General features: G+C 44.2%; 13 protein-coding genes. 11 read left to right on the forward strand and 2 right to left on the reverse strand.

Annotated elements, in window-relative coordinates; translation table 11 throughout:
- Nucleotides 1–12: 12 nt before the first annotated feature.
- The 3 genes from J2Z69_RS00160 to J2Z69_RS00170 all read left to right on the forward strand — a co-directional run bounded on the left by J2Z69_RS00160 (nt 13) and on the right by J2Z69_RS00170 (nt 3,987).
- Entirely contained in the window at nt 13–969 is a 957-nt protein-coding gene (locus J2Z69_RS00160) for a cation diffusion facilitator family transporter (protein ID WP_209858128.1), read from the forward strand.
- 27 nt (nt 970–996) lie between these two features.
- Nucleotides 997–3,405, forward strand: a complete 2,409-nt coding sequence (gene recJ / locus J2Z69_RS00165; protein ID WP_209858129.1) for a single-stranded-DNA-specific exonuclease RecJ — start codon at nt 997–999, stop codon at nt 3,403–3,405.
- A gap of 69 nt (nt 3,406–3,474) precedes the next feature.
- Nucleotides 3,475–3,987 carry an adenine phosphoribosyltransferase gene (locus tag J2Z69_RS00170; protein WP_209858130.1) on the forward strand — a complete coding sequence of 171 codons (513 nt, stop codon included), beginning with the start codon at nt 3,475–3,477 and terminating at the stop codon, nt 3,985–3,987.
- 131 nt (nt 3,988–4,118) lie between these two features.
- Here the strand turns inward: J2Z69_RS00170 and uraA are convergent, their stop codons facing one another.
- Entirely contained in the window at nt 4,119–5,414 is a 1,296-nt protein-coding gene (gene uraA / locus J2Z69_RS00175) for a uracil permease (RefSeq protein ID WP_209858131.1), read from the reverse strand.
- 258 nt (nt 5,415–5,672) lie between these two features.
- Between uraA and J2Z69_RS00180 the strand changes: the two genes are divergently transcribed.
- The 8 genes from J2Z69_RS00180 (at nt 5,673) to J2Z69_RS00215 (ending at nt 16,561) form a co-directional block, all read left to right on the forward strand.
- The gene (locus J2Z69_RS00180; RefSeq protein ID WP_209858136.1) at nt 5,673–7,847 is read left to right on the forward strand and encodes a RelA/SpoT family protein; all 2,175 of its coding nucleotides are present in this window, start codon (nt 5,673–5,675) and stop codon (nt 7,845–7,847) included.
- Nucleotides 7,848–7,861: 14 nt separating this feature from the next.
- Nucleotides 7,862–8,314 (forward strand): D-aminoacyl-tRNA deacylase, encoded by a 453-nt coding sequence (gene dtd / locus J2Z69_RS00185; protein ID WP_209858140.1) that lies wholly within the window; start codon nt 7,862–7,864, stop codon nt 8,312–8,314.
- Between the two features lie 195 nt (nt 8,315–8,509).
- Nucleotides 8,510–9,016, forward strand: a complete 507-nt coding sequence (locus J2Z69_RS00190; protein WP_209858141.1) for a type 1 glutamine amidotransferase domain-containing protein — start codon at nt 8,510–8,512, stop codon at nt 9,014–9,016.
- A gap of 24 nt (nt 9,017–9,040) precedes the next feature.
- On the forward strand, nt 9,041–9,511 hold the full coding sequence (locus tag J2Z69_RS00195; RefSeq protein WP_209858142.1) for a hypothetical protein: 471 nt from the start codon (nt 9,041–9,043) through the stop codon (nt 9,509–9,511).
- Nucleotides 9,512–10,209: 698 nt separating this feature from the next.
- Nucleotides 10,210–11,460 (forward strand): histidine--tRNA ligase, encoded by a 1,251-nt coding sequence (gene hisS / locus J2Z69_RS00200; protein WP_209858143.1) that lies wholly within the window; start codon nt 10,210–10,212, stop codon nt 11,458–11,460.
- 42 nt (nt 11,461–11,502) lie between these two features.
- Nucleotides 11,503–13,284 (forward strand): aspartate--tRNA ligase, encoded by a 1,782-nt coding sequence (aspS, locus tag J2Z69_RS00205; RefSeq protein WP_209858144.1) that lies wholly within the window; start codon nt 11,503–11,505, stop codon nt 13,282–13,284.
- Between the two features lie 29 nt (nt 13,285–13,313).
- Nucleotides 13,314–14,063 (forward strand): tRNA threonylcarbamoyladenosine dehydratase, encoded by a 750-nt coding sequence (locus J2Z69_RS00210; RefSeq protein ID WP_209858146.1) that lies wholly within the window; start codon nt 13,314–13,316, stop codon nt 14,061–14,063.
- A gap of 323 nt (nt 14,064–14,386) precedes the next feature.
- Nucleotides 14,387–16,561, forward strand: a complete 2,175-nt coding sequence (locus tag J2Z69_RS00215; RefSeq protein WP_209858148.1) for a HelD family protein — start codon at nt 14,387–14,389, stop codon at nt 16,559–16,561.
- A 207-nt stretch (nt 16,562–16,768) separates the two neighbouring features.
- Here J2Z69_RS00215 and J2Z69_RS00220 read toward each other — a convergent pair whose 3' ends face one another.
- Complete coding sequence (locus J2Z69_RS00220) at nt 16,769–17,101, reverse strand: CD3324 family protein (RefSeq protein WP_209858149.1); 333 nt, start codon at nt 17,099–17,101, stop codon at nt 16,769–16,771.
- Nucleotides 17,102–17,159: the final 58 nt, after the last annotated feature.

Here is a 17,159-nt window from a genome sequence, read left to right on the forward strand (position 1 = left end):
AGGAGGGAACTTATGTCTCATAAACAAATTATTCACTCCAACGCTGCGGCGTGGACGGGAATTACGGGTCATTTGATTCTTGCTGTGTTTAAAGGGGCCATTGGTCTATTATGCGACAGCAAGGCTCTAGTTGCGGATGCATTGTTTACAGCCTCGGAAGCGGCAGAAGGCCTGGCAGAGAAATTTCGTCTACCTTTACAGAAGGACCGCTTACCCTCGGCAGGAAGAAGAACTAGCAGTGAATCCAAAGAACCTATTCTTACTATGATCCTAACAGTATTCTTATTAATGGGGGCAGTGCAGACGGCGATCTCAGCTGTTAAAGCCATGTCAGCTAATAATATGACTTCTCCAACCATGATGGCGGGAGTATCGATTGTTATAGCGGTTGCACTCAAAGAGGCTCTTTTTCAGTTCCAATATCGGGCTCTAAAAAAAACAAGGGAGCAAGCCCTTGACTCTTTTATGGAAAGTCGTAGATTCTCTCTTTATTCATCCATCGCGGTTCTTGTCGGGGTGTTCGGTTCAATGGCTGGGGGAGCGCTGGATATTGAGCCTTTGTTATATTTAGATCCTGCAGCGGCTCTATTTATTGCTTGTCTTATTTTGCTGCGAGGTTATCAAATGGTCACACGTTCTGTATACGGAACGTTGGTTCGAGAGTTGCAAGAGGAAAATGCGATAGACTTCATAGACACGGTACAAAGGGTATATGGCATCATCCGTGTAGAAGATCTGAAGGCTCATGAATATGGCCATTATATAGTTATTGAAGTGAAGGTTAGTGTGAATCCGAGAATATCTGTGCTAGAGGCAAGAGAGATTACTAATCGTGCTAAAGCGTTGTTAATGGGGAGATTCTCCCATGTAAGTGATGTTATGATTCAAGCTTTACCTTATGATCCAGGTTATCCTTATAAATCTAATCATGAATCAGACGCTATGGACATCCCTACGTTGCTTCAGTAACTGAATTAAGAACAGGGGGAAGACCGAATGATACCGTCTAAATATGTATGGAGTTGTAAAGAGCCCGATGCTACAAAAGTAAAAGGATTAGTAGACGAGTTGCACATTTCTACATTACTGGCTGCCCTTCTTGTTAATAGAGGAATCAATCAATCTTTTGAAGCTGAGCAATTTCTAAAAAGTTCGATAGAGCAGTTACATGATCCTTATCTATTACACGGAATGGATCGAGCCGTATCTAGAATTAGACAAGCTTTGGAGCAGAAAGAGCATATTCTTATCTATGGAGACTATGATGCAGATGGTGTATCTTCGACTTCGTTAATGATTCGATTGATGCAGCATATCGGAGCATCTTTTGAATATTATATTCCTCATCGATCCAAGGAAGGATATGGACTTCATAATCATGCCTTAGACCAAGCTAAACATCGTGGGGTAACGCTAGTCATTACGGTAGATACGGGAATAAGTGCTGTTCAGCAGATAGAATATGCAAAGTCATTAGGTATCGATGTCATTGTTACAGATCACCATGAACCACCTGCTATTTTGCCGAATGCTTACACCCTTGTGAATCCGAAGCTGACTGAATGTACCTATCCATTCAAAGGGTTAGCAGGTGTAGGCGTAGCTTACAAACTGGCTTGTGCACTGATTGGCGATGTACCCGAAGAATGGTTGCAGCTTGTAGCTCTGGGTACTATAGCAGATCTCATGCCTTTATCGGGTGAGAATCGAGTGCTTGTCAAGCTTGGGCTTGCGTCCATGACAGAGGAACCTATTCCCGGTATAGCTGCTTTACTACGACTAGCGGGTCATCGTGATAAATCAGTCCATTCAACGGCGGTTGGATTCGGATTAGCGCCTCGAATTAATGCAAGTGGTCGACTTGAGCATGCGAATAAAGCGGTTCATTTGCTTATTACAGAGGATGCGGAGCAATCCGATGAGGTGGCTACGGAGCTGGATCTTCTGAACCGTGATCGCCAGCAGATGGTAGAACGCATCGTTAGCGAAGCGACGCAGCAAGTTGAAGCTAAGATTCGTGAGCATCGATCAGTTCCTGATGTCATTGTAATTGCCGGTGAGGGATGGAATGTGGGTGTTGTCGGAATTGTGGCTTCTAAAATACTGGATCGTTATTATAGACCGACCATCGTACTCGGTATCGATGCGGATACAGGGCACTGTAAAGGGTCAGCTCGTTCTATACCTGGCTATGACATGTATCAAGCCTTAACAGCCTGTGCAGACCTGTTAGAACATTATGGAGGACACCCTGCTGCGGCTGGGATGTCACTGGATCGAGTTCATTTGGATGAATTTGAGCTTAGGCTGAATCAATGGGGGGCTGATTGGCTGACCACCGAACATTTTGTTCCGGGACTTCAAGCCGATTTGGAATGTCAACTAGCTGACATCACAGTTCCAATGATTGAAGAACTAGGTTTGCTAGCTCCTTATGGAATGGGAAACTCCTGTCCAAGATTATTAATTCGAGATGCCGCAGTGGTGGATATTCGCCATATGGGCCAAGAAGGCAGACATTTAAAGATGACGGTCAAGCAAGGGCGTGCCACGATGGAGGCTGTCGCTTTTGGTAGAGGGTATCTTGCAGACTTAATTCCTATAAATACAGCTATCCAACTTATTGTTGAAGCAGAGATCAACGAATGGAATGGAAATAGAAAACCGCAGTTAATGATTCAGGACATTAATGTCTCCCAATTGCAGGTATATGACTATAGGGGGACAGTATCTCCTGAACGTGTACTCAAGGAGCTTCATCTCAAACAGATGCAGTTGCCTTACAGTTCAGCTGCTTCATCGGCCGCCGTATGTGGCAAGGAATTAGCTATTCGTTATAATGAACAATTGTCGCAGACAGCGGTTAGGGTATATGATAGAGATTCGGGAACGGTGGAGAATCAACTCACACCATCACAAAGTTCCTCACAAGCTAAAGTTACAAGTCTATATGTACTTGAGCTTCCTTCCACTTCAGATCATTGGGATACACTGTTGCTTCAGTGGCCACATTTAGAACGGATTTGGTTACTCCAAGCAAAGCAGGAGCGACAGCATCAATTAGTTGCCCCTTCAAGAGAACAGTTCAAGCAGATTTATGCATTACTTCGTCATTATTGCCAGAGTTCACATACTTTAGATGAAATCGTGAACTTACTCGTTCGTCATAGTGGACTGACAAAAAGAATGGTGCAGTTCATTTTAGATGTATTTGAAGATTTGGACTTCATTAAGCAAAATGATGGCAATCTATCTCTTAATGGATCTCCCTCGAAGCAACCATTGGATTCCTCTGTGAAGTATCAGAGTCTTCAGTTGCTGGCTGAAATGGAACAGATTCTTTCCTACGGAGAAACTGAGCAAGTGAGACAATGGATAAGTTCCAGAATTCAAGGGGCATGCTGATTATAGGTGGTTCCAAGAATGAACAAGATAATATACAACACATGGTAAGCAGATGAAGGAGAGATACAATTGGATCTTAAAGATTATATCCGTGTAATTGAAGATTTTCCGCAACCAGGTATTAGTTTTAAAGATATTACGACGTTGCTAAATGATGGCGCTAAATATCGTCAAGCGATTGATGAATTAAAGGAACTAGTGTCCGAACTTAAAATAGATCTTATTGCAGGTCCGGAAGCACGTGGATTTGTAATTGGTGCTCCACTTGCCTATGCGCTGGGTGTAGGTTTTGTGCCGATTCGCAAGAGTGGCAAGCTTCCCTATGATACGATTGAAATTGGTTACGACTTGGAATACGGTAAAGATACTCTAGCTATGCATAGTGACGCGATCAAACCTGGACAGAATGTACTTATAGCTGATGATCTACTAGCTACTGGGGGGACCATTTCTACTTCCGTTGAGCTTGTTAAAAAGCTTGGTGGTAACGTTATTGGTACCGCCTTCTTGATTGAGCTTGTTGATTTGAATGGACGAGCTAAATTAGATGGAATTGATGTATTCACATTACTAACTTATTAAAATCGTTGATTTCCCCGGAAATAAATTTTAGAACTATTCATTGGGAACATTAAAAAAAAAAGGTGACCTGATTGAGCCGCTTAGGCTGTCAGGTCACCTTTTTTTTCTAAATAGAAGAACTATTTATCATGCTAATGTTTTTGCACCGTTTCATCCTTATCATTGGACCAACCCATGACATCAATGAATTTAAAGAACAAGGCGAAGAGAATGCCGACAATGGTTGCTAAAGCCATGCCTTTAAGTTCTACAGAACCTAAAGTTAGCTTGGCTCCGCTAATTCCAATCACAAGAATTACGGTAGCCAAAATCATGTTCGTGGCTTTAGAGAAATCTACCTTTTGCTCCACAAAGATACGGAGACCAGATGCAGCAATGACGCCAAACAGAAGGAGGGAGACCCCGCCCATGACAGGAATCGGAATGTTAGCAATAATGGCTGAGAATTTACCACAGATGGATAGCAAGATGGCAAAGATGGAAGCGCCACCGATGACATAAATGGAATAGACACGGGTGAGAGCCATAACACCGATATTCTCACCATAAGTTGTGTTGGGAGTAGATCCTACGAATCCAGATAAAACGGTCGAGATTCCGTTCCCGATTAGGGATCGATCTAAACCTGGATCCTTCGATAAATCTTTACCAACAATATTGCTTGTAACTAGCAAGTGACCAATATGTTCCACGATGACAACGAGAGCTACAGGGACGATCGTAATAATTGCAGAGAGGTCCCACTGCGGAGTAGACACTTTTGGAAGGGAGATCCAATGGGCAGCCGCTATCGCATCCGTATTCACTTTTCCATATATTAAAGCTAGTACATAACCTGTCACGATCCCAATTAGGATATGAATAATTTTAGGAAAGCCTCGAAAGAGTACGGCTCCGATAATAGTCACGCCAAGTGTCGTCATAGATAATGTTATATCCGTAAGATTGGGGGTCCAAGCTGTACCGGGTGTGCTGTTAATGATGCCAGCCATACCCGAGGCTACAGGTACAAGTTCAAGTCCAATGACAGCTACGATAGCTCCCATAGCAGCAGGGGGGAAGACAACATTTATCCAAACAGTTCCGGCGTATTTGACGATAAGTCCAACCAGAATAAAGATAATCCCTGTAATGATAAAGGCGCCTAAAGCGAGCGAATATCCATTGCTCTTATGTAAGCTTAATACGCTCAATACGGGTGAGATAAAGGCAAAGCTAGATCCTAAGTAAGCCGGAATCTTTGCTTTACAGATGAGGATGTACAATAATGTTCCAATCCCATTCATTAACAGAATCATGCCTGGATCTACTCCGAATAAGTTGGGAACTAGTACCGTACTTCCAAACATAGCGAACAAATGCTGCATACTGAGAAGAATGCCGGGGCCTACAGGGACTTTCTGATTGACTTGAATTTCACGTTGCAAGCTTGAACACACTCCTTATATTTTGTTGTCTAAAAAAGCATCTTTACTAGAATAATGATTCATTCCCTTTTATTCAACAAAATTTTTCAGGGAAGAAGATATTTTTGTCAAAATGATAAGATGTATAGCTTTCCACAGAGTTGACGGGATTCCCGGCAAGCGTCATAATTAGATAAAATCGAAAATGGGGATACTACACCTGTATGTTTAGGAAAGTAGTAGGGCCTTGTTACCACGAAAGGAAACGAAAAGGATTCAATGGGCATTGAGCGATTACTTGAAAAGGCGTCCGCCTACATTAAAGAACCAGATCTGAACCGCATAAGGGAAGCCTACGATTTCGCGGAACAAGCCCATCATGGACAGGTGCGAAAATCAGGTGAGCCCTATATTTTGCATCCGTTAGCGGTAGCAGAAATTGTTGTGGGTATGCAAATGGATGCGTTGTCCATCATTGCAGCTCTGCTTCATGACGTTGTGGAGGACACAACCGTTTCCCTGAAGGAAATCGATGAGAATTTCGGTAAAGATTGCGCCATGCTCGTGGATGGGCTAACCAAACTGGAACGGATTCGTTTTCAATCAAAAGAAGAACAACAGAACGAAAATTACCGGAAAATGTTTATTGCTATGGCTCAGGATATTAGAGTTATTGTCATTAAACTAGCAGACCGGCTTCATAATATGCGTACGCTTAAATATCAGTCCGAAGAAAGCCAGCGAAGAATTGCTTACGAAACGCTGGAAATCTTTTGTCCCATTGCTCATCGGCTTGGGATCTCTGCGATCAAGTGGGAGATGGAGGATATTGCACTCCGCTATCTTAACCCTCAGCAGTACTACCGAATTGCGAATCTAATGCACAAAAAGCGTGCAGAACGTGAAGAATATATCGACAATGTCATAATACGTATTGCGGAGAAACTTGACGAAATGGGTATAGAAGCCGATTTGTCAGGAAGACCCAAGCATCTTTACAGTGTCTTCAGAAAAATGTCAACGAAAAATAAACAATTTAATGAAATCTACGATCTTCTGGCCATTCGCATTATTGTGGATAATATTAAAGATTGCTATGCAACTTTAGGTATTATTCATACGCTTTGGAAACCTATGCCAGGGAGGTTCAAGGATTATATTGCTATGCCCAAAGCCAACATGTATCAGTCACTCCATACGACCGTGGTGGGACCTACAGGCGAGCCTACAGAAGTGCAAATTAGGACCTGGGAAATGCACAGAACCGCGGAGTTCGGGATTGCGGCTCACTGGGCTTACAAAGAAGGAACGGAACCGGCAGGACCGGAGAACAAAATGCCATTTTTCCGTGAAATTCTGGAACTGCAGCACGAAGCCAAAGATGCATCTGAGTTCGTAGAATCGTTGAAGATGGACTTTTTCTCAGATCTTGTGTTTGTATTCACTCCTCAAGGGGAAGTTATTGAGCTGCCGGCGGGATCTGTACCGCTTGATTTTGCCTTTAGAATTCATACCGAAGTAGGTAACCGGACGATTGGTGCGAAGGTGAACAGCCGAATTGTTCCTCTGGACCACAAGCTAAAAACGGGTGATATCGTAGAGATTCTTACATCCAAACATTCTTATGGACCAAGTCAGGACTGGTTGAAGATCGCTCAATCCTCCCATGCTCGGAGCAAGATCAAACAGTGGTTCAAGAAAGAGAAGCGGGAAGAAAATGTGGAGAAGGGCCGCGATCTCATTGAGCGCGAATTGAAGCGTGCAGGCCTAGAACCTTCGCAGTTTATGTCCGATGATAAAATGATGGAAGTGGCGAAAAAATTCGCTTTTAACGATGTAGATGATATGTTGTCTGCCATCGGATTTGGTGGTCTAACCGCCTCTCAAGCCGTAACCAAGCTGACGGAGAAACTGCGCAAAGAACAAGAAGACGCAGGAATTATTCAATTAACATCTGAGATTAAAGAGATGAAATCTCCTTCGGCAGAAAAGAAGCGTCCTACCAACGGCGTATGTGTTAAAGGTATTGATAACTTGCTGGTTCGCTTCGCACGGTGCTGTAACCCGGTACCCGGAGATGACATCATCGGCTATATTACTCGGGGTCGGGGTGTGTCGGTGCATAGAGCGGACTGTGCCAATATTCCTTCACCGGATGATGGCGAAGAAGCAGCGCGTGTGATTGAAGTAGAATGGGAACAATCGATTGAGGCTAACTATAGTGTAGACATTGAGATTACAGGTCACAGCCGCCGCGGACTGCTAAATGAAGTGCTTCAAGCCGTATCGGAGAGCAAGACGAATATATCAGCAGTGTCCGGACGTTCTGACAAGAACAAGATGGATTTGATTCATATGACCATCCTGATTCGGAATACCGAGCATCTACAATCGGTTGTCGACAAAATTAAGCGCATCAAAGACATCTACACCGTTCACCGGATTATGCAATAGAGGAGTGATATAGGATGAGAGTAGTCATCCAGCGCTGCAAGCAGGCTAAAGTTACGGTTGATGATCAAATCGTAGGTGAAATTGGACAAGGCCTAATGCTGCTTGTAGGTATTGCGCATGAAGATACGGAGAGAGATGCGATCTATCTAGCGGATAAAATAGCGGGTTTGCGTATTTTTGAAGATCATCTTGGGAAAATGAATGACAGTGTTCAGGATATACATGGTGAAATCTTATCTATTTCACAGTTCACACTGTATGCAGATTGCCGTAAGGGAAGGCGTCCCAATTTCATGGGTGCAGCCGCTCCAGAACCAGCATCTGCCTTATATGATCGCTTCAATCAGATCCTGCGTGAAAAGGGTCTTACGGTCGCTACAGGCCGCTTTGGAGCAGAGATGGACGTGTCTCTTACGAATTGGGGCCCTGTGACCATCATTCTAGATAGTCCAGTAGTTTCTTCTTAAATTAAAGTAACCCATAACAAAGCTGTTGCCCATACAAAGAGCTGTCTTCCTAAATAGAAGACAGCTCTTTTTTAATGTATCCACAGGCATTTAAGCGTGATCTCCACAGTTCTGTTATAAAGCATTCTCATTCGGGTAATAACAACAAGAAGAGAAATATGGATCACGAACTATCTGAAGGGAGAATGACATACGATGAGTAAAGTAGCCTTTTTATTAGCGAATGCATTTGAAGATTCTGAGATGCAGGTTCCATATGATGCGGTGAAAGAAGCCGGACATCAAGCAGACATTATTGGTCTCGAAGCAGGAGAGACACTAAAGGGCAAACAAGGTAAGGCTGAATATAAAGCAGACAAAGCCATCACAAGTGTAACAGCATCTGATTATGATGCGGTGGTTATTCCAGGAGGCTCTTCTCCTGAAAATCTTCGTCTGGACTCTAATATATTGAAATTTGTACAAGAAGCCGATGCTTCCAAGAAACCGATAGCGGCAATTTGCCACGGACCACAAATTTTGATTAGTGCAGGATTGACGAAGGGACGTACCCTTACTTCTTATCCCCCACTGCAAGATGATGTGACCAATTCCGGGGCTACATTTGAAGATAAAGAAGTGGTATTAGATGATAATTTCATCACGTCCCGCACACCTAAGGACGAGCCGGCTTTTGTACGCGAACTACTACAACGTTTGTAATTCGAATGCTAAGGAGAGATTACGATGAGTAAACATATTCAAGCTTATTTTCAGACGGAAAGCCAAGCAGAAGGGGCTAGAACCAGTCTGCTTTCATTCGAGACAGACAATTTGGAAGTGGGCCGGTTAGATCATGAGATCACAAGAGGGAATCAAATTCTAGATCCCGTAGATCCAGATACGGCAAGTTCACCCATTATTGGTGGCGGTGTATTTGGAGCAGCAGGACTAACTGGAACTACGGCTCCTCAGACAGTGGTCCCGTTTGTAACTACGAACAATGATACAGTGGATCATGCTGAGGCGAATTACGAAGGTGTAGATCGTGAGCGCGATGTTCATCAGCAAGATCGCCGAGAAGATTCTGTAGTGAAGCAAAGTGGTTCAACGGAAGATCTAAAATATGTACTTAGCGCTAAAGTCAAAGACGAAGAAGTCGATGATATTGTTCAAAAATTGCGTGAAAATGGAGCACATGTTGAAGTTTTGAGTTAATTTTAACAACATGCATCAGGACTCTCCTTAGAGATGCTGTCGGATATCAGCAAAGGCTGATGAAAACCTGTCTACATTACAATCAAGTAGTGTAGATGGGTTTTATTTATTCTTAGTCAGAAAACGCTTTCAATTATGTAATATAACTGTAATCTTTGTTTCATAATCCTTTAATATAGGTTGTTTATAATAACAGCATGACCCCCTTTTAATATATCATGATTGGACCTGCGGCTTAGCTGCAGGTCATTTTTCTTTTCAGCAAGTCTTGACTTTGTACGTCACGTTTCTTACAATGATAAAAAACTATATGACAGTATCTTCTATGAAGGGAAAAAGTAATTCAACCCCACAACTTCAGAGAGGAATTCCAAGGTTTCGGCAGCTATCGCTTGTGTCAGGGATCAGGCTGGAAGAATTCCGTTGATGATTGAATGAAAGACCTCCTTGAGAACTGCTTGTGAACTAGATGCAAGACATCTTAGTAACAAGGCAGCGTAGACGGGCGTTAACCGTTTAGAGCGTCAGACTTGAGTACTATATGCCTTAACAGGCAGGCTGACGGAATGTGGGTGGCACCACGAGATGATCGGATATCCAATCTCTCGTCCCTGTTGTAATGACAGGGATGGGGGATTTTTTATGTTTTGGTAACAAATCCTATACCGAGAATAGCACAGAAGAATGGAGGATCAACTATGGGTTTTCAGAAACCGACAGGCACGCAAGATCTGCTGCCAGGTCATGTGGAGCGCTGGCAATTCATTGAAGAAAAGGCTAGAGATCTTTGTCGACGCTTCAATTATCGCGAGATTCGAACCCCTATTTTTGAGCAGACAGCTTTATTCGAGCGTGGAGTGGGAGAGACCACAGATATTGTCGAAAAAGAAATGTACACGTTCCTAGACAAAGGGCAGCGCAGTATGACCCTTCGGCCGGAAGGTACAGCAGGTGTGGTTCGTTCCTATGTAGAGAACAAGTTGTATGGGGAACCTGATGTGAGCAAGCTCTACTATATTGGTCCTATGTTCCGTTATGAGCGTCCTCAAGCCGGACGTCAGCGGCAGTTCCATCAATTCGGCATTGAAGCCATTGGCGCATTGGATCCAGCTATTGACGCCGAAGTCATCTCACTTGGTTATGAATTGTGCAAAGATTTAGGTCTCCAAGGCGTAACTGTAGAGATCAACTCGGTTGGGAATCCAGATAGTCGTGCGGCTTATAAGGAGAAGTTATTAGCTTTCCTTACCCCGATCAAAGACACGTTATGCAAAGATTGTCAGTCCCGAATGGACCGAAATCCGATGCGTGTATTGGATTGCAAGGTGGATCAGGACAAATTCGCAGATGCTCCTGAACTGGTAGAAAGTCTAGATGAGACAAGCCTGAAGCACTTTGAACAGGTGAAAATGTATTTGGATGATATGGGTGTAGATTATAGCTTGAATCCTCGTTTGGTCCGGGGCTTGGATTACTATACGCTCACAGCATTCGAATATAAAGCGCAAGGTATTGGTGCTATTGATACTGTCGGTGGTGGTGGACGTTATAACGGGCTTGTAGCTGAAGTCGGTGGCCCCGATCAGCCCGGTGTGGGACTAGCGATTGGTCTGGAGCGAATTCAGCTCATTCTGGACAATCAGAATATAGATTTGCAAGCGGTGAAGCCACTTGATGTATACTTTGTTGCTTTGGGAGAGGCGGCAGATCGCGAAATTACCAAGCAATTGTTCAAACTTCGTCAAGCAGGTTATTCCGCTGAACGGGATTATCTAGGACGTAAAATGAAAGCTCAATTCAAGTCAGCCGATCGTATGCAGGCTCGTTATACCGTTATTTTGGGTGATGATGAATTATCGCGCGGCGAAATAACAGTGAAACGTATGGATACAGGTGAGCAGCAACTGGTAAATATTGAAGATTTGGTATCAGCGCTACAACAATCATAGGTTTACCCATCTTTTTTAAAATAAGAGGAGGACCATTATTCCATGACAAGATCACATCAATGTGGAACACTTAGCACGGCTAATATCGGGGACACAGTAACACTGAACGGTTGGGTACAGACTCGTCGTGATTTAGGCGGCGTACTTTTTATTGACCTTCGTGACCGTAGCGGAATTGTACAAGTTGTATTTAATCCAGCTTATTCCGGAGATGCCCTAGAAATCGCGGACAGAGTTCGTAGTGAGTACGTACTAGCCGTAACAGGTACAGTCGTTAAGCGGGATGCGGAGACGATTAACAAAAACCTGCCAACGGGCGAAATCGAAGTGCAAATTACCGAGATCGAAGTGCTGAATACCGCTAAAACACCTCCATTCTTCATTGAAGATGGCATTCCTATTGACGAGTCCCTTCGTCTGAAATATCGCTATTTGGACCTTCGTCGTCCAGAAATGCAAAAAACATTGTGGCTTCGTTCGAAAGCGGCAAAAGTATTCCGTGACTTCTTGGACAACGAAGAATTCATTGAAGTTGAAACCCCTATTTTGACCAAAAGTTCGCCAGAGGGAGCCCGTGATTATCTCGTACCTAGCCGTGTACACGAGGGCGAGTTCTTTGCTTTGCCACAGTCTCCACAGTTATACAAGCAGTTACTCATGGTGGGTGGACTGGAACGTTATTATCAAATCGCTCGTTGTTTCCGTGATGAGGATCTTCGTGCAGACCGTCAGCCAGAGTTCACGCAAGTCGACATTGAGACCTCTTTCTTAAGCCAAGATGAGCTACTTAGCATGATGGAGAAGTTGGTTGTGCGTCTGCTTAAAGAGACAATTGATGTTGAAATCGCTGCTCCATTCCAGCGTCTCACGTATGCAGATGCGATGGACAAATATGGTTCAGACAAGCCAGACTTACGTTTTGGTATGGAGTTAATCCAAGTAAGCGAAATCGTCTCCTCAAGTGGGGTGAAAGTATTCGCTTCTGTAATCGAAAAAGGCGGCGAGGTCAAAGTCTTGAATGCTAAAGGCTGTGGCACTTGGAGTCGTAAGGATATCGATGATCTAGGTCCATTTGCTGCGCGTTATGGCGCGAAGGGACTGGCTTGGATTCAAGTGAAAGATGGAGAATTCAAAGGACCTATCGTTAAATTCTTCACACCAGAAGAGATCGAAGCCGTGAAAGAACGTACGGGAGCTGAAGAAGGAGACTTACTTCTATTCTCAGCAGACACGAAAAAAGTTGTCGCGGATGTGCTAGGCGCGTTACGTCTCAAAATTGGTCGTGAATTGGGTCTTATCAATGAAAAAGAATTCAAATTCGCTTGGGTAGTTGATTTCCCACTTGTTGAATGGGATGAAGATCAGAAGCGCTTTGTAGCGCTACATCATCCATTTACTCGTCCACAAGACCAAGATCTGGCTTTGTTCGATACAGATCCAGGCCAAATCCGCGCTCAAGCCTATGATCTCGTCCTGAATGGATATGAAGTAGGCGGAGGATCTATGCGGATATACAAACGGGATATTCAAGAGAAAATGTTCAAAGCTATCGGCTTATCCTTGGAGGAAGCGCAAGAGAAATTCGGCTTTTTGCTCGATGCCTTTGAATATGGTACACCTCCGCATGGTGGGATGGCGTTCGGATTTGACCGCTTAGTCATGCTTCTTACCGGCCGTACTAACCTTAGAGAGACGATTGCTTTCCCTAAAACAGCGAGTGCGACTGATCTGCTTATGAATGCTCCGTCGGAAGTAGATGCACCGCAGCTTGAACAGCTTCATATTCGTGTAGCTAAGAAGCCAGTCGAAGCGAAAAAACAATAGAATTAAGGTATACAAGGAGGCGATAAGCTATGCTTCATCAGTTCTCACGGACGGAGCTCGCTATTGGAGCCGAGGGCCTCGATACGCTGAAAAATAGCACAGTTGCCGTATTAGGAATTGGCGGCGTAGGTTCCATTGCCGTGGAGTCCTTGGCAAGAACTGGCGTTGGCCGAATCATCTTGATCGATAAAGATGTTGTGGATATTACCAATATCAATCGGCAAATTCACGCGCTAACGAGCACGGTAGGGCAGAAGAAAGCGGATCTGATGGTAGATCGGGTTAAGCTCATTAACCCCGAGTGTGAAGCGATAGCGCTGAACATGTTCTATACAGATGAGACGTATGAGGAATTGTTCAAGTATGATCTAGACTATGTGCTGGATGCTTCAGACACCATTGTCTACAAAATTCACTTGATCAAACAATGCCGTGAACGTGGAATCCCCATTATTTCCAGCATGGGCGCAGCGAACCGAATGGACCCTACGAAATTTGAGGTTGCGGACATCTCCAAGACCCACATGGACCCGATGGCTCGCGTCATCCGGGGGAAACTACGAGATGAAGGCATTAAAAAGGGCGTGAAGGTCGTCTTTTCCACCGAGAAGCCGATCAAACCACGCGCGGATGTAACAGAGAAGATTGTATCTCCCAATGCCCCCGCAATTCGTAAAGCCAAGCAGCCTCCGGCGAGCATTTCATTCGTGCCTCCAGCAGTCGGGTTGATTATGGTGAGCGTAGCTATACGGGAATTGCTTGAGAAAGCTAATGCTTAAGGCTTCAATGAAATCGGAATTTTGATTTTGATATGCATTACATGAATGAATAAGATGATATGTTCGATGATGATATGCATTCAGGTTATATGAAACAGGATGACAGTATGCATTCAGAGTTGTAATTTCACATGTTGAGATGAACGTAAGCGAGTATGCAATCCATGCATACTCGCTTACGTTCATCTTTTCTTAATTTATTAGAATAGAGTCAACTCATTATGACTTCTGAGGGCATGTAGCCTATTCCTACAGCAAGTGATATAATAAATCTTCTTTTTCCAAAAAAATTCTGAACCAACATTCCTTAGGAGGTAACTGAAATGGATCATGTTCAAAGTGCCTATCAAGAAGAGAAAGAGCGGCTAGATCGCACTTTACTGACGATAGACGAACAGTTAGACAAGTTAAGAAATACCCCGGTGTATACGGGGCATGATTATACGGAGCAGGTGCTCGAAGCCGGGCGCGATCAGCAGCGCCATCAGCTTGCTAAATCTACGCAGGAACCTTACTTTGGACGCTTAGATTTCGAGGAAAAAGGGGGAGAACGTGTCCCCCTCTACATAGGTAAAGTTGGAGTAGGAAGCGACTCCCCTCAGCCTTTAGTTATAGATTGGCGGGCCCCTGTGGCAAGTTTGTTTTACTCTTTTACCGGAGGCGATTCCGCTTCCTATGATGCCCCCGAAGGACTTATTGAAGGACTCGTGTACCTCAAACGAAATGTGGTCATTCGCCAACAAATTTTGGAGCGGGTCTCCGATACGTTTAATGCTGAGGCAGATGGCCCGGCGGTTTCCGATGAGTTCCTTGTCTACCGTCTAGGGGAGAATAAAGATAACCGCCTGCGCGACATTGTATCTACGATCCAAGCGGAACAAGATCAGATCATCCGAGCAGCTAAGAATACAGCGCTTATTATTCAAGGGGTCGCTGGAAGTGGAAAGACGACGGTTGCTCTGCATCGTCTAGCCTTCCTTTTATATCAATACAAAGAACAGATTACGGCCGAGAAAATGGTCATCTTTGCACCTAACCGAATGTTTATTGATTACATCTCGGATGTATTGCCCGAACTAGGTGTAGGCGATATCCAGCAAAGTACATTCAGTGATTGGGCGGCGCGGATACTGGAATTAGAACACATCCCTCAGGATGGACCTGAGACGTATGTGCATTGGTTCGACCAAGGAAAAGATATATCCCGCTTGGATGAGGACTTGCCAGGTAGATTCAAAGGTTCGCTAGCCTACCGAGATATGATCGAACAGTTCGCGGAAGGATTGGAATCCTCCTGTCTACCTGATGGCGATTTTAGCCCGTGGGATGGAGCCGTATTACCTGAACGTATGATTAGAGAATGGTATATGCAGGAATATAAACCTTACCCCATTGTGATGCGTAAAGAGCGTGTTCTGGCTCGGATTCATCGCTGGATTGAGATGGAACTTAAGAAGGCACCTTCGGCTGCAGCTCTCAAAGAACGCAAAACAAAGGCTTCGCAGCGAGAGAAAGCCTATGCTAAAAAGTGGCCGGATCTTTCTGCCCTGACCCTGTTCAAGACGATGATGGGTGTAAAAAAACAAAATGGTGTGGATAGTTCCGAAGCACTTGAACACATGCCGCCCGCTATTCTCAAAGAAACACAGGCCTATTTGAAAAAAAATCAACTTCGCGAAGAGGATCTTCCTGCATTATTGTATCTTTACACGCTAACAAATGAGTTGGATGGAAACGAACGGTTTGACCATGTCGTCATTGATGAAGCCCAAGATTTCTCTCCTTTTCAAGTGGCGGTGCTGGATCGTTTTGTGAAGAATCATTCTTTTACTATTTTGGGAGATCTGTCGCAAGGCATTCATTACTATAAGGGAGTTCGGACTTGGGATGAAATGCAGATTCTCTTCAAGCCTGAGGAGACGGCCATGTTTGCCTTGACTCGAAGTTATCGTTCCACCATGGAGATCATTAATTTTGCCAACGAAATTCTAAGCCGCGGTGTAGATACAGATTTTTTGGCTATTCCTGTATTCCGAAGTGCCGAACCTGTGCGATTAATTCATTTCGTAGAAGAGGGATGCGAGCGACAGGCGCAGATTTTAAAGGCATTAGAACTTGTGCAACAAGGCCCATACCGGACGGTAGCTGTTCTCACGAGAACGTTACAGGCTGCGGAAGAGCTTCATGCTTATTTGAAGCATAAGGGGTTAGATCCGAATCTTATTGATGGCCGAACGAGTGAATATGCGGGGGGATTATCTGTATTACCTGTGTATCTTTCCAAGGGACTTGAGTTTGATGCGGTCATCATACCCGATGTAAATGCAGAGGAATATAGCTCTTACGATGCCAAGCTGCTCTATGTAGGTTGTACCCGGGCACTGCATGAACTGTGGTTACTATATGGAGATTCGCTTCCCATGTATGTTCCAATCGATGATCCTGAGGTGGCTGTTCAAGGTTGGCCTACTCCTATGGAATCAAAGGAATCCAATTAGTAAAAGTGTAGTATAAGTATTATGAAGCAAATTAAAGTTTACTAATAAATTAGTGTGGCGTAAGTACAGTTGCTAAGCGGCCATACGAAGTGAATACCATTTTCCACGAACAAAAGGCTGTCTCCGAGGGTTGCATTCTCCCTTCGACGAGACAGCCTTTATCTATATTCCATAATTGTAATTTTTGTAGCTTTGACCGGTTATAGATCATGTTGGGCTGTGAGCCGGCCCATAAGCAACTTGACTAGTAGAGCATTCACGCCGCCTGGCTTCCGAACGCAGTTTGGTAATGATTTTACGAATACTGTCAATGGATAAATGATAAGATGCAGCAAGTTCCGGAGCAGAATGCCCTCCACAATAGGCGTGGTAAATTTCCTCATTCCGCCTTGCTATTAATTTTCGTGATCCGCTAACCTCGCCCCAAGGGGCCCTTTTGGTATCAAGCTTCGGGACATATACGAGTTCTCCCTGAATATAATGCTGCAGTTCTTTCAGCAGCCTAGGGGGAAGCACATCCTTCCCATTTCTGTAATTCACGTTCAATTTCCTCCTTAAATCGTGTTCCGACGTGTATCCCGCTATCGATTAAGATATT

The sequence above is a fragment of the Paenibacillus shirakamiensis genome (assembly GCF_017874255.1).
In the GTDB taxonomy this organism is placed as follows: Bacteria; Bacillota; Bacilli; order Paenibacillales; family Paenibacillaceae; genus Fontibacillus; species Fontibacillus shirakamiensis.

Excerpts from the sequence above, each read along its gene's own strand:
- J2Z69_RS00160 (WP_209858128.1), top strand. The coding sequence starts at position 13 with ATGTCTCATAAACAAATTATTCACTCCAACGCTGCGGCGTGGACGGGA.
- recJ (WP_209858129.1), top strand. The coding sequence starts at position 997 with ATGATACCGTCTAAATATGTATGGAGTTGTAAAGAGCCCGATGCTACA.
- J2Z69_RS00180 (WP_209858136.1), top strand. The coding sequence starts at position 5,673 with ATGGGCATTGAGCGATTACTTGAAAAGGCGTCCGCCTACATTAAAGAA.
- dtd (WP_209858140.1), top strand. The coding sequence starts at position 7,862 with ATGAGAGTAGTCATCCAGCGCTGCAAGCAGGCTAAAGTTACGGTTGAT.
- J2Z69_RS00190 (WP_209858141.1), top strand. The coding sequence starts at position 8,510 with ATGAGTAAAGTAGCCTTTTTATTAGCGAATGCATTTGAAGATTCTGAG.
- J2Z69_RS00195 (WP_209858142.1), top strand. The coding sequence starts at position 9,041 with ATGAGTAAACATATTCAAGCTTATTTTCAGACGGAAAGCCAAGCAGAA.
- hisS (WP_209858143.1), top strand. The coding sequence starts at position 10,210 with ATGGGTTTTCAGAAACCGACAGGCACGCAAGATCTGCTGCCAGGTCAT.
- aspS (WP_209858144.1), top strand. The coding sequence starts at position 11,503 with ATGACAAGATCACATCAATGTGGAACACTTAGCACGGCTAATATCGGG.
- J2Z69_RS00210 (WP_209858146.1), top strand. The coding sequence starts at position 13,314 with ATGCTTCATCAGTTCTCACGGACGGAGCTCGCTATTGGAGCCGAGGGC.
- J2Z69_RS00215 (WP_209858148.1), top strand. The coding sequence starts at position 14,387 with ATGGATCATGTTCAAAGTGCCTATCAAGAAGAGAAAGAGCGGCTAGAT.